Below are 13,261 nucleotides of genomic sequence, written 5' to 3' on the forward strand. Positions count from 1 at the left end.
GTGACAGGGAAGATGTGGAGGGGGCGGCTCAGCTTCCACCTCGCCTGACCCAAGGTCAATCACGAACAGGCAACGCTCTGCTCCTCCACAGATGTGGAGAACCCCGAAAGCCGTCAGATGGTCACGAAAGCGGCGGTGAGCAGGGCGATTCCCGCCCCCGCCATGACCCACGCGCCCCGCGTGCGCCCCAGCCCGCCCGCGACGACCACCGACGCCAGCAGCAGCGCACCGCCCAGCGGAACCCAGGCGTAGAGGATCCCGGCCGGCCCGGAGCGGACGACGTCGTCGCTGCTGGGCTTCACGACGACGGTGTACGTCTGTCCCTTCCGGACCGCGACCGTCTTCTCGATGACGACCTTCGCGCGCGGCGTGGACCCCTCAGAGATCGGCGTGTACGGCCCGGTGCAGGTGTCGTCCTCGCACCGCGTCACCTCGATGGTGCCGCTCTCCCGGCCCTTGGTCAGCAGCACGTGCTGCGCGGTGCCCCACGACGCCCACACTCCCGCGATCAGGATCAGCGCCGCGACCGTGCCCATCGCCGCGAGCCGTCCGAGGCGGAGGGCGGCGACCGAGGACGGGCGGGAGGCCTGACGGGACTTGGTGGCTGTGGCAGGCATGGCGGGGATCATTGGCCATGCCTGATCAGCCCGTCAACTCGGGTGGGTGACAAGTCAGGAGTTGTACGTGCTTTGCGCCCGCTCCAGCCCCTCGATGACCAGGCACTCCACGGCGTCCGCGGCCCGGTCCACGAAGTAGCCGAGCTCCTTGCGCTCGCTCGACGAGAAGTCCTTCAGCACGAAGTCGGCGACCTGCATGCGCCCCGGCGGCCGCCCGATCCCGAACCGCACCCGGTGGTACTCCGCGGTGAACGCCTTCGTCATCGACTTCAGACCGTTGTGCCCGTTGTCGCCGCCGCCGAGCTTGATCCGCAGCGTTCCGTAGTCGATGTCCAGCTCGTCATGGATCGCCACGATGTTGGCGACGGGCACCTTGTAGAAGTCCTTGAGCGCGTTCACCGGCCCACCGGACAGGTTCATGTACGACATCGGCTTGGCCAGGATCACCCGGCGGTTCAGCGGCCCGGGCGGCCCGATCCGCCCCTCCACGACCTGCGCCTGCGCCTTGCCGGCCCGCTTGAACCTCCCCCCGATCCGCTCGGCCAGCAGATCGGCCACCATGAAACCGACGTTGTGCCGGTTGGCCGCGTACTCCGGCCCGGGGTTGCCGAGGCCGACGATCAGCCAGGGCCCGCTGGCATCGGTCGTCACGTCCATGTCTCCTTCAGGGTCCCTTGATACGCGCCGACCGCCGCCCCCGAGGGGAGCGGCGGCCGGCAGTCGCTGTTGCGGGGAGGATCAGGCCTCGGTGGCCTCGGCCTCGGCGTCCGCCGGGGCCTCCTCGGCCTGGGCGGCCAGGATCTGGAGAACGACCGCGTCCTCGTCGGTCGCCAGCGTGGTGCCCTCGGGCAGCGGGATGTCCTTGGCGAGGATGGAGTCGCCGGCCGCCAGGCCCGCGATGGAGACGGTGACCGACTCCGGGATGTGCGTGGCCTCGGCCTCGACGTTCAGCGTGCTCAGCACGTGCTCGAGCAGGAAGGCACCCGGCGCCAGCTCGCCCTCGGTGTGCACGTAGACCTCGACGTTGACCTTCTCGCCGCGGTTCACCAGAAGCAGGTCGACGTGCTCGAGGAAGCCCTTGATGGCGTCGCGCTGCACGGCCTTCGGGATCGCCAGCTGGCTCTTGCCCTCGATGTCCAGGGTGAGCAGGACGTTCGGGGTGCGCAGGGCGAGGTTCAGCTCGTGGCCCGGCAGGGTGATGTGGACCGGGTCGGCGCCGTGACCGTAGACAACGGCGGGAACCTTGCTGTCACGGCGGATACGGCGGGCCGCACCCTTGCCGAACTCGGTGCGGGTCTCGGCGGCGAGCTTGACGTCAGCCATGGTCACTCCTCGTAGAACAGTTGGGGAAGGTGGTCACCCGGCCAAACCATCGGCCTGCTACGAAGAGCGCGTCGATAACGGAGCGCCGGCACCCGCGTGAACAGGTACGGCCTCCCTCGCCGAGCAACTTGCGCAGTCTACTCGGCAGGGGAGGCCGTAGAAAAATCGATCATGCAGAAGCGTTCTTCCGCGGGGGCAGGTCTTACTGCTCGTCGAAGAGGCTCGTCACCGAACCGTCCTCGAACACCTCACGCACCGCGCTCGCGATCGTCGGCGCGATGGAGAGGACCGTGATCTTGTCCAGGTCCGCGCCCAGCTCGCCCGGCGTCGGCAGCGTGTCGGTGAACACGAACTCGCTCACCCGGGAGTTCTTGAGCCGGTCGGCGGCCGGACCGGAGAGCACACCGTGCGTGGCGGTGACGATGACGTCCTCGGCGCCGTGCGCGAAGAGGGCGTCGGCGGCCGCGCAGATGGTGCCACCGGTGTCGATCATGTCGTCGACGAGGACGCACACACGGCCCTTGACCTCACCCACGACCTCGTGGACGGTCACCTGGTTCGCCACGTCCTTGTCGCGCCGCTTGTGCACGATGGCCAGGGGCGCGCCGAGGCGGTCGCACCAGCGGTCGGCGACCCGCACCCGGCCCGCGTCCGGGGACACGACCGTCAGCTTGGACCTGTCGACCTTCCGGCCCACGTAGTCCGCGAGCAGCGGAAGGGCGAAGAGGTGGTCGACCGGGCCGTCGAAGAAGCCCTGGATCTGGTCGGTGTGCAGATCGACGGTGAGGATGCGGTCGGCACCGGCCGTCTTCATCAGGTCCGCGATCAGACGCGCCGAGATCGGTTCACGCCCACGGTGCTTCTTGTCCTGCCGCGCGTAACCGTAGAACGGCACGATGACGGTGATGGAGCGGGCCGACGCACGCTTCAGCGCGTCGATCATGATCAGCTGCTCCATGATCCACTGGTTGATCGGAGCCGTGTGGCTCTGGATCACGAAGCAGTCCGCGCCGCGCGCCGACTCCTCGTAGCGGACGTAGATCTCGCCGTTGGCGAAGTCGAAGGCCTTGGTCGGGACAACCCCGACGCCCAGCTGCTCGGCAACCTCCTTGGCAAGCTCGGGGTGGGCGCGGCCGGAGAAGAACATCATCTTCTTCTCGCCGGTCGTCTTGATCCCGGTCACAGCTGTCTCCTCAGAGGTGTCTCAACTGGGTGTGCATTTATCACGGTACGCCGTCCCGGACGCACCCGTTTCCGGTCAGTCTTCGCTCTCGACCTGCCGAGACGCCGCCTCGGCAGCCTTCGCGGCCGCGCTTCCCGGACGCTTGCGAGCCACCCAACCCTCGATATTCCGCTGCTGACCACGGGCCACAGCGAGCGAACCGGGCGGCACGTCCTTCGTGATCACGGACCCGGCGGCGGTGTACGCACCGTCCCCGACCGTGACAGGAGCCACAAACATATTGTCCGAACCGGTGCGGCAGTGCGAGCCGACGGTGGTGTGGTGTTTGTCCTGTCCGTCGTAGTTCACGAAGACGCTCGCGGCACCGATGTTGGTGTACTCGCCGATCGTGGCGTCGCCGACATAGGACAGGTGCGGCACCTTGGTGCCCTCGCCGATCGAGGCGTTCTTGGTCTCGACGTACGTCCCGATCTTGCCCTTGGCGCCCAGGCGGGTACCGGGCCGCAGATAGGCGTACGGGCCCACGGTCGCGTTCGGGCCGACATGGGCGCCGTCGGAGACGGTGTTGTCCACGCGGGCTCCGGCTTCGACCACGGTGTCCCGGAGCCGGCTGTGCGGCCCGACCTCCGCGCCCTCGCCGATGTGGGTGGCGCCGTGCAGCTGGGTGCCGGGGTGGACGAGGGCGTCCTGCTCGAAGGTGACGGTGACGTCGATCCAGGTCGTGGCCGGGTCGATGACGGTGACGCCGGCGAGCATGGCGCGGGTCAGGAGGCGGTCGTTGAGGATGCGACGGGCCTCGCTGAGCTGGACCCGGTTGTTGATCCCGGCGATCTCGCGGTGGTCGCCGGCGACGGAGGCGCCGACGCGGTGACCGGCCTCGCGCAGGATCCCGAGGACGTCCGTGAGGTACTCCTCGCCCTGCGAGTTGTCGGTGCGGACCTTGCCGAGGGCGTCGGCGAGGAGCTGCCCGTCGAACGCGAACACCCCGGAGTTGATCTCACGGATGGCGCGCTGCGACTCGGAGGCGTCCTTGTGCTCGACGATCCCGGTGACGGCACCGGAGGCACCGTCGCGGACGATACGGCCGTAGCCGGTGGCGTCGGGGACCTCGGCGGTGAGCACGGTGACGGCGTTGCCGTCGGCGGTGTGGGTGGCGGCGAGGGCGCGCAGGGTCTCGCCGGTGAGAAGGGGAGTGTCCCCGCACACGACGACGACGGTCCCGTCGACGACGCCGCCCAGCTCTTCGAGTGCCATGCGTACGGCGTGCCCGGTGCCGTTCTGCTGCGCCTGGACGGCGGTGCGTACGCCGGGGTCGATGACGCCGAGGTGCTCGGTGACCTTCTCGCGCGCGTGGCCGACGACGACGACGAGATTCTCGGGGTCCAACTCCCGCGCTGCGGCGAGCACATGGCCCACGAGGCTGCGGCCACAGATCTCGTGCAGGACCTTGGGTGTGGCCGACTTCATACGGGTGCCCTCACCCGCTGCGAGAACGACGACGGCTGCCGGGCGAATGGCGCTCACGGGATGCCCTTCGGCTGTGGAGGGGGTGGGTGACATCCGCAGGATACCGGGGCGTTTCATGGGGGACATGGGAGCGGGCCCTGACTGTGCTGTCACCGGTCAGGGCCCGATCTGTGCTTGTGCTCCCCCGCCAGGACTCGAACCCGGACAAATGGCACCAAAAGCCACGGTGCTGCCAATTACACCACGGGGGATGGACTCGACTGGACCGGACACCTGGTCAGGTCGCCGAGCGGGCACCCAACACTATGCCGTACCGGGCCCCTTTCATGCGACGGTACAAGTCCTCGTCGCCGGGGCGGAATTCGATCTTCCGGGGCGGAACGGTGTGCGATTCGGCAGTTCGAGGGATATCGGGTTGTTTCGCATCCGGCCGGTCACGCAGTGTGGTGTAGGCCAATCCCGGAAACTCACCGGAAAACGCGTGCTGCCCGACCGTAGGCTGGAGACATGACCACGACGGGGGAAGACCACGCCGCGGCCCGGCCAGGGCCCTGGTGGTGGGATCGGTGGCGCAGTGCCGTACTGGACGCGAGCCTGGCTCTCGCGTCCGTCGTCGAGTGCGGGGCGGAGGGGTACCGGTTCGCGGGGGATGCGGGGATCCCCAGCGCCGCGGGGATCGTGTTCGGCGTTCTCGCCGGGTCCGCACTGCTCGTGCGGCGCAAGTGGCCCATCGCCGTCGTGCTCGTCTCCATCGCCATCACACCCGCCCAGATGGGCTACCTCATGGCGATCGTCGGCCTCTACACCCTCGCCGCCTCCGAACTGCCCCGCCGGATCATCGGCTCCCTCGCGGGGATGTCGCTGGTCGGTCAGCTGATCGTGATGTTCGTGCGGATACGGCAGGGCACCACGCGGGGCGGCTGGGAGCTCGGGGACTGGTTCGTCCCGTTCGCCGCGATCACCATCGCCATCGGACTGACCGCGCCTCCGCTGCTCCTCGGGCTGTACGTCGGCGCCCGGCGCCGGCTGATGGAGAGCCTGCGGGAACGGGCCGACAGCCTGGAGCGGGAGCTGCAACTGCTCGCCGAGCGGGCGGAGGAGCGGGCCGAGTGGGCGCGCGGCGAGGAGCGGACCCGGATCGCCCGCGAGATGCACGACGTCGTCGCGCACCGGGTGAGCCTGATGGTCGTCCATGCGGCCGCGCTTCAGGCCGTCGCCCGGAAGGATCCCGAGAAGGCCGTCAAGAACGCCGCCCTCGTGGGGGACATGGGGCGCCAGGCGCTCACCGAACTGCGGGAGATGCTCGGGGTGCTGCGCAGCGGCGAGGGCGTCAGGAGCGTCCGCTCGCCCGACTCCGTGCCGCTCGCCGCCGTCGGTTTCGCCGCCGCCGCTGCCGCCTCGCGGGCCGTCGACGAGTCGGACGGGCCCTGTCTGTCCGAACTGGAGGAGCTGATCGGGCAGTCGGCCGCCACGGGGATGGTCGTCGACCTGACCGTCGACGGTGACGCCCGGGACTACGGCGCCGACATCGAGCAGACCGCGTATCGCGTCGTCCAGGAGGCGTTGACCAATGTCCACAAGCACGCGGCGGGCGCCAAGACGCATGTGCGGCTCGCGCACCGGGTGTCCGAGATCGCGATGCAGGTGGAGAACGAGCCGCCGCCGGAGGTGTCGTCGGCGTCGTCGGCGCGGTTGCCGTCCGGGGGAAACGGTCTGGTCGGGATGAAGGAACGGGTCGTCGCGCTGGGCGGGGTGTTCGTGTCCGGGCCGACGGACGCGGGCGGCTTCCGGGTGTCGGCGGTCATTCCGGCGGCGTGACCCGGCGGTCCTTCCTCGTACCGCTTCGTGCGCCTTCCCGCCTCAGCCCGCCGTGAGCCGTACCGGCTCCATGCCCGCGACGAGGGTGGCCAGGGCCTGGTCGATGTCGGGGCCGAGGTACCAGTCTCCGGTGTGGTCGAGGGCGTAGGCGCGGCCCTCGGTGTCCAGGGCCAGGAGCGCGGACGACTCGGTCTCGGCGCCGAGGGGGCAGACCTCGGTGTCGAGGGCGCGGCCGAGGTCGGCGAGGGTGCGGGCCATGTGGAGGCCGTGCAGGGGGTCGAGATGGAGGCTCACCGGGGCGATCTGGCGGCCGGACCCGGTGGGGGTGATGTGCAGGCCGCCGAATTCGGCCCAGGCCTCGACGGCGGCGGGGAAGACGGCGTGGCGGTGGCCCGCGGGGGAGACGTGTTCACGCAGGGCGTCGGCCCAGATCTCGGCCTGCTTGATGTCCCAGCGCCCGGGCTGCCAGCCGGCGTCGCGCAGGGCGGCGTCGACGGGGACCGGGAAGCGCGTGGTGGAGGTGCGGTCGGGGTGCATCTGCCCTTCGATCGTCGAGTTCGCTGACGTGGTGCCCGGCTTGCCGGCCGTCCTGCCTGTGGTGCGTGGGGGATCAGTCGTCGGCTGCCGCCGGGTCGACGACGCGTACGCCGAAGTGGGCGCTGAGGGCCGTGCAGGCGCGGCAGGGGGCGGCGAAGCTGCCGTGGAGGGGGTCGCCGTCCTCGCGGATCCGGCGGGCGGTGAGTTTGGCCTGCTTGAGGGCCTTGCGGGCCTCGCCGTTGGTCATGGGTCTGCGGGCGGCGCGTCTGCTGCGGGCCTCGTCGGCGGCGGCGAGATGGCGCGAGATGAGGATCGTCTCCGCGCAGCGGCCGGTGAAGCGGTCGCGCTGGGCGGAGGTGAGGGTGTCGAGGAAGTCCTGTACGAGCGGGTGCAGGGGCGGGCCCTGGTCACCGCGGGCGGCGGTGCCGGTGAGCGTGGCGCCGCGGACGGACAGGGCGGCGGCGACGGTCGGGAGTATGCCGTCGCGGCGGTGCCGGAGAGTGGGCGCCTGGGGTGTGTCGGTGCTGCTCCAGCCGATCCGGGGATCGCCGGACATACCGTCCCGCGGGTCGTGGGACGTGGCTGGTCGCGGCCCTGTGTGCGGTCCCGTCTGCGTCGTGTTCATGATCGTCATCCCCTCCCGAGCATCCCCCCGGACGACACAGAGTGCCAAATGCCGTGGCTGGTGCGGAAGCTGGGGCGGCGCGACACGCCCGGGTTTGGGCGGGCTGTCACGGCGGGGTGACGGCAGGTCACGGAACCGGAGGGCCGCTGACCGGCGCCCGGTGACCGGTGTCGTCGTACCGCATAGGCTGTCGGCACCCGCATGTATGCGGTCAACGCGTTGGAGAAGTCGAATACGGGCTGGGGCGGGCCGGAGCCGGTCGTGCCGTAGGCCGTACAGAGTGCCGCAGGGGGCAACCGCCATGACGACAGGTCGGCTCGGGCAGCAAGCCGCGCCGCCGAACGCGGCCTACGCCGGGCAGGTCGTGCATTTCCCGGATCCGGTCCGGGCCTCCCGTCACCCCAGAGGGGTGCGGGTGGACGAGCACGGCTACCCCGACTTCTCCGCGTATGCGCGTGCCGCCACGGAGATCGCCGATCCGCCGGAGGGGTTCGGTGTCGACGAGCTCCGGCTGACGGACTATGTGTCGGCCAACGCGGCCCTCGCGGCGACCGGTCATGAGCTGTGGGACACGGTGCCCGCGGTGGCGACCCCGCACGGCTGGACGTGGCACCACGTGGTGGGTTCACGGCGGCTCGAACTGGTGCCCGTAGAGGTGAAGGCGCTGCTGCGGCATCACGGCGGTATCGCGACGGCGGCGGTCGACCACGGCAAGCGGGGGACGCGGCCGTTGCAGGAGACGCGGCCCGCGCACTTCGGTCTGCCGAAGTCGGGTGCGGCGGTGTCGGAGTCGCAGGTGCTGGGGGTCGAGGAGGAGCTCGGGTACCGGCTGCCGGGCGCCTACCGGTCGTTCCTGAAGGCGGCGGGCGGCTGTGCCCCCGTGGGCGCGGCCCTGGACCCGGAGCTGGGCCTCCTGGTCGACCAGCCGTTCTTCACGGTGCGGGACGAGGCCGCCGTCAACGACCTCGTCTACGTCAACAAGTGCCTCCGGGACCATCTGACCAAGGACTACCTCGGCGTCGGCTTCGTCCAGGGCGGGCTGCTGGCCGTGAAGGTCAAGGGCGAGCGGATCGGATCGGTGTGGTTCTGCGCCTACGACGACGCGCGGGACGTGGATCCCTCCGTGCCGCCCGCCGACCGCGTGGAACGGCTGCTGCTGCCGTGCGGCGAGGACTTCGACGCCTTCCTGTCCCGACTGGCGGGCAATCCGCCCGAGTTGGAGACGGTGGCGAACCTGATGGTGGACGGCGGGTTCGCGCGGTCCGTGCCGGTTTCCGGGGCTGGGGAGTGAACTGACCGATGGTGACCTTCGCACAGGCGCAGGAGCGCGCCGAAGAGTGGATCAACGGGGATGTGCCCGCGTACCAGCATCGCGAGGTGCGGGTGCGGGAGTTCGAGCTCGGCTTCGTCGTATGGGCGGAGGACCGTGCGGACGGGCCGCGCTCGGACGGCGGTGCGCAGCGGCTGGTGATCGCCCGGGACAGCGGGGAGGCCACGCTGTGGCCCTCGCTGCCGGTGGGTGAGGTGATCCGCCGGTACGAGGAGGAGTACGGACGTGCCGACGACGACGACGCCGCTGCCGCGCCGGCGCCCGCGGCCCGGGTCGATCTCAATCAGACGTCCTTCCTGTTGACGCCGCCGGAGTGGTTGCAGGAGGCGGCGGATCAGCTGGGGATTCCGGATCGGCGCAGTGCGTCCGGTGCCGGAGCCCGGTCCGGGGCTCTTCCCGAGACGCAGGGCGGGGTGCCGGCGGGGGCGCCTTCCCCGGCGGGTGTGCCTGCCGGGGCCACGCCGTGGGCCGGTACGGACACCAACGCGGATGCGGGGGACGACCGTTCCGTGCCGCTGCCCGCGACCGTGTTCGCGCCGCCGTTGAGCGGTACCGACGACGACACCCCGCCGCCCGCGACGCCGCCGGACGCCAAGACGGCTCTCATGTCGGGCGGCAGCCGGCTTCCGTCGACGGCGCTCGCACCGGCGCTCGACGATCCGCATGCGCCGCGTGCCGGCGGGGGTACGCCGGCGAGCGGAATGCCGGGCGCGCCTCAGGGCAGTACGCCGCCTCCGGGTGGTGCGCCTGCGCCTGGTCCGGGTGGCTCGGCTTACGGCTATCCGGGTGCGCCGGGTACGCCGCCTCCGGGTGTGCCGCAGGGCAGTACGCCGCCGCCTGTACCGGGTCCCCCTTCTTATGGGTATCCGCAGGGACCCGGTGGTGCGCCGAGCGGGCCGGAGCGGTCGCTCGCGGCGAACGCCGGGGACATCGCCGATGCCGCCACGAGCAAGGCGTCGCCTCCGCCGCGCCGGGGCGGTGGCTCGACCACGCCGCCTCCGCCGGGCAGCCCCGGGGCGCCGGGCGCGCGACCGGGAGCCACGCCTCCGCCCGCGCCGGGTGCGCCGGGTGCGCCGGCGGGTGGGTATGTACCGACGCAGCTCGTCTCCGCGCTGGGGCCCAACGGGCTTGAGGGCGGACCTGCCGGACCGGGGGCACCGCAGCCTCCGGGCGCACCGGGTGTTCCGGGCGCGCCCGTTCCGCCGGGTGCGCCGAATCCGCCCGGCGGTACGCCTCCGGGCGGTATGCACCACGCCGCCACGATGTTCGCCGACCCGGGGCGCATGGGCCCGGGTGGGGGCGCGCCGCAACCTCCGGGCGCCCCTGGCGTACCGGGTGCCCCCGGCGCGCCGATGCCGCCCGGCGCCCCGGGTGTGCCTGGAGCACCGCACGCCCCCGGCGCACCTCAGCCTCCCGGAGCCCCGGGTATGCCCGCTGCGCAGGGCTCCTCAGGGGGCCCGCGTGGTGCTGTCCACCACGCCGAGACGATGCTGGCCGCGCCCCCCATGGGCGCCCCCGGCGCGCCTCCGCCGCCGCAGGCCCCCGGCGCACCCGGTGTTCCGGGCATGGCTCCGGGCGCTCCCCAGCCGATGCCGCCCGGAGGGATGCCTCCCGGTGCCGTGCCGCCGCCCGGGCAGCCCGGGCCGGGTCAGCCGCCGGCGTACGGCTACCCGCAGCAGGGGCAGCCGACCGTCGGTCCCGGGTACCAGGCCGTTCTGCGCTACCGCGCCCAGGACGGGTCGGAGCAGCAGCTGATCCGGCGTTCGGCGCCGGGTACGCCGCACCCGGAGTGGCAGATCTTCCATGAGCTGCGGGGGATGAACATCCCGCCGGACCAGGTGCTGGAGCTGCACACGGAGCTGGAGTCGTGCGCGCTGCCGGGCGCCTACTGCGCGCGGATGATCCGGGAGCAGTGGCCGCAGGCGAGGATCGCGAGCATCGCGCCGTACGGCACCGATCACGCGAGCCGGCAGCAGGGGATGCAGCAACTGCTGGCGCACCAGGGCGAGTTGCACCAGGTGGCGGACGGGCCGGCGCGTCCGGCGCCCGTCCGCGCCCCGCTTCCCCCGGTGCAGCCGGCGCCGCCGATTCCGCCGGAGAGCATCGCGCAGGAGATGGCGGGGGCGTTCGGGCCGGGAGTGTTCCGGTTCGAGCAGGCCGCGGTCTCCCGGCAGGGCGTGCCGCCGGTGGTGGCGCACTCGCTGGTGGCCGCGGGGCTGCCGATGGACATGGGCCCGTTCTTCTGGGCGCAGGCCCAGCCGGGGCGGCCGGTGCCCACGCTCGCCGAACTGGCGCAGGAGCGGGGGGTGCAGCCGGCGGCGGACGCGGGGTCGTACCTCGTCATGGGCAGTGACTTCGGCAAGGCGATCTGTGTGCAGTACGGGACGGCGAACATCGTCGCCGTGCCGGTGGAGGCCGGGCCCGGCGGTGCGCCGGTGCCGCCGCAGTTCGTGAACACGGGGCTGCCCGAGTTCCAGCGGTGCCTGGCGCTGCTCGGGCGGATGTGGCGGCTCAGGTTCGGGCTGAACCAGGAGCAGGCGGGCCGTTGGACCGTCGACTTCCAGGCCCAGCTGGCCTCGCTCGACCCGGCGGCGCTCGGTTCGCCGGAGAGCTGGTGGTCGGTGCTGCTGGAGCAGATGTGGGACGGCCTGCTGTGAGGCGGCGCCTTCACCGAGACCGTTCTGACACGGTCTGACACCGCTCCGAAGCCGGGCCCGGTCATCGCGACCGGGCCCGGCTTTCCGCTGTCCCGGCAGGGCGCCGAAGTGCTTGCGCCGCACGGTCACATCCGTCCTTCGCGCTCCGTCAGTGGAGTGACAGCAGCTCACCACTTGCTTCAGGAGGCAGACCATGAAGGCACGCATGACGAACCCGGCGTACGTCCTCCCCGGTGCGATGAACGGCATCGGCACGATCTTCCAGTCGATCGGCGAGAGCGGCCTGGACCAGGAACTGTCGGAGCTCGTGGGACTGCGGGTCAGTCAGATCAACGGGTGCAGTGCCTGTGTGCACGCGCATGTGCTGAATCTGCGGAAGGCCGGGGCGGGCGAGGAGCGGATCGCGGCGGTCGCGGCGTGGTTCGAGGCGCCGTTCTTCAGTGACGCCGAGCGGTCGGCGCTGCGGCTGAGCGAGGCGATGACGCGGCTCTCGGACCGGTCGCACGAGTCCGTGCCGGACGAGCTGTGGGACGAGGTGGCCGACCACTTCGACGAGAAGGAACTGTCCGGGCTGATCCTCTTCGTCTCGCTCATGAACCTGTTCAACCGCGTCAACACGACGATCAAGGAGCCCGCGGGCACCACCTGGGGCTGAGCCTCGGCCGCCCGACCGCAGAGGGACGGCCGTGACCTCTGTGCGGAGTGTCGCGTTATGCACATTTATGCCTGATCCATCAAGATATGCGCGAAATCGTCATTTCGCACACATCTTGATGGAGAGGGGTCCCAGGATGAGCGGCACATCTGTCCCGTCCCACGGCTTCATGGCCGTACGGCGTGGCTACCGCCCCGAACAGGTCGACGCGTACGCCGCGGCGCTCTCCCAGGACCGTGACATCTCCTGGGAGCGCGCCGCCCGTCTCACCGTGCTCGCCAAGGAGATGGAGGCGGAGCTCGAAGGGTTGCGCGAGAGGGTCGCGCGGCTCGCTCCGCAGACGTACGAGACGCTCGGGGAGCGTGCGCGCCGGATCTTCCAGCTCGGGCAGGAGGAGGCCGCGGCCGTGGGTGACGGCGCGCGGCAGGAGGCGCGGCGCCTCGCGGAGGCGGCGCGGGAACGTGCGAACGGTGTGCGCGACGCGGCACAGGCGCAGGCCGACGCCGTACGCGCCGATGCGGAGGAGCGCGTCCGTCAGCGCCTGCTCGCCGCGCGCGCCGAGGCCGACGAGATCCGCGTCGCCGCCCGGCGCGAAGTGAAGGAGGGCCGCACGGAGGCGCTCGCCGCGTTGCGCGAGGTACGACAGCGCACCATCGGAATGCTCGCCGAACAGGAAAAGGAGCACGCCGAGCGCTGGGCCGATGCGGAGCGCGAGGAGGCCGAACGCGCGGCGGCGCTCGACGCCCGGCACGCCGAACAGGTGGCGCGCGCCGAGTCCGCGCTGTCCGAGGCGAAGCAGGCGTTCGCCGACGCGGAGGCCTCCGCCCGGCAGCGCCAGGAGGAGGCACACGTACGTGCCGCCGAGATCCTCGCCGAGGCGCGCGTCCGGGAGGAGCGGATCGCCCGTGAGACGGAGCGGGTGCTGCGTGAGCACGGAGAGCGCTGGGACGACGTGCACGCCCACATCGACCTCGTACGCAACAGCCTGACCGCACTGACGGGACGCGCACCGGCGGAGTAGGGCGCGCACGCCCCCTGGGGCGCCCGGC

12 protein-coding genes and 1 tRNA gene are annotated in these 13,261 nt (G+C 71.5%); 5 read left to right on the plus strand and 8 right to left on the minus strand.

The genetic code is table 11. The features are described 5' to 3' along the window. Positions 1–113: 113 nt before the first annotated feature. From ACIOHP_RS12135 to ACIOHP_RS12160, 6 genes are all read right to left on the minus strand, one after another. Entirely contained in the window at positions 114–629 is a 516-nt protein-coding gene (locus tag ACIOHP_RS12135) for a hypothetical protein (RefSeq protein ID WP_401886157.1), read from the minus strand. A 42-nt stretch (positions 630–671) separates the two neighbouring features. Further along, positions 672–1,274, minus strand: coding sequence for an aminoacyl-tRNA hydrolase (pth, locus tag ACIOHP_RS12140; RefSeq protein ID WP_351682614.1), 603 nt, complete (start codon positions 1,272–1,274; stop codon positions 672–674). A gap of 81 nt (positions 1,275–1,355) precedes the next feature. Next, positions 1,356–1,940: a 50S ribosomal protein L25/general stress protein Ctc gene (locus ACIOHP_RS12145; protein WP_361485319.1), complete on the minus strand. Its 585-nt coding sequence runs from the start codon at positions 1,938–1,940 to the stop codon at positions 1,356–1,358. 202 nt (positions 1,941–2,142) lie between these two features. Next, on the minus strand, positions 2,143–3,123 hold the full coding sequence (locus tag ACIOHP_RS12150; RefSeq protein ID WP_361538124.1) for a ribose-phosphate diphosphokinase: 981 nt from the start codon (positions 3,121–3,123) through the stop codon (positions 2,143–2,145). Between the two features lie 75 nt (positions 3,124–3,198). Further along, entirely contained in the window at positions 3,199–4,647 is a 1,449-nt protein-coding gene (gene glmU, locus ACIOHP_RS12155; protein WP_401886162.1) for a bifunctional UDP-N-acetylglucosamine diphosphorylase/glucosamine-1-phosphate N-acetyltransferase GlmU, read from the minus strand. A gap of 122 nt (positions 4,648–4,769) precedes the next feature. Further along, positions 4,770–4,841 (minus strand) — tRNA-Gln (locus tag ACIOHP_RS12160). Positions 4,842–5,097: 256 nt separating this feature from the next. Between ACIOHP_RS12160 and ACIOHP_RS12165 the strand changes: the two genes are divergently transcribed. Further along, positions 5,098–6,408, plus strand: coding sequence for a sensor histidine kinase (locus ACIOHP_RS12165; protein WP_401886164.1), 1,311 nt, complete (start codon positions 5,098–5,100; stop codon positions 6,406–6,408). Positions 6,409–6,450: 42 nt separating this feature from the next. Here ACIOHP_RS12165 and ACIOHP_RS12170 read toward each other — a convergent pair whose 3' ends face one another. Beyond that, entirely contained in the window at positions 6,451–6,945 is a 495-nt protein-coding gene (locus tag ACIOHP_RS12170) for an SUKH-3 domain-containing protein (protein ID WP_401886166.1), read from the minus strand. Between the two features lie 73 nt (positions 6,946–7,018). Beyond that, positions 7,019–7,579 (minus strand): YwqJ-related putative deaminase, encoded by a 561-nt coding sequence (locus tag ACIOHP_RS12175; RefSeq protein ID WP_307029645.1) that lies wholly within the window; start codon positions 7,577–7,579, stop codon positions 7,019–7,021. Between the two features lie 292 nt (positions 7,580–7,871). On the opposite strand from ACIOHP_RS12175, the gene ACIOHP_RS12180 reads away from it, so the two are divergent. The 4 genes from ACIOHP_RS12180 (at position 7,872) to ACIOHP_RS12195 (ending at position 13,233) form a co-directional block, all read left to right on the plus strand. Further along, a complete protein-coding gene (locus tag ACIOHP_RS12180) occupies positions 7,872–8,861 on the plus strand; it encodes an SMI1/KNR4 family protein (protein ID WP_307029647.1) in 990 nt (329 codons plus the stop codon). 8 nt (positions 8,862–8,869) lie between these two features. After that, positions 8,870–11,557, plus strand: a complete 2,688-nt coding sequence (locus ACIOHP_RS12185) for an SUKH-4 family immunity protein (RefSeq protein WP_401886170.1) — start codon at positions 8,870–8,872, stop codon at positions 11,555–11,557. A gap of 193 nt (positions 11,558–11,750) precedes the next feature. Further along, complete coding sequence (locus ACIOHP_RS12190; protein WP_401886173.1) at positions 11,751–12,212, plus strand: carboxymuconolactone decarboxylase family protein; 462 nt, start codon at positions 11,751–11,753, stop codon at positions 12,210–12,212. Positions 12,213–12,348: 136 nt separating this feature from the next. Next, positions 12,349–13,233 (plus strand): cellulose-binding protein, encoded by an 885-nt coding sequence (locus tag ACIOHP_RS12195; RefSeq protein ID WP_401886176.1) that lies wholly within the window; start codon positions 12,349–12,351, stop codon positions 13,231–13,233. Positions 13,234–13,261: the final 28 nt, after the last annotated feature.

Source organism: Streptomyces sp. NPDC087859 (genome assembly GCF_044742595.1).
Lineage (GTDB): Bacteria > Actinomycetota > Actinomycetes > Streptomycetales > Streptomycetaceae > Streptomyces > Streptomyces canus_F.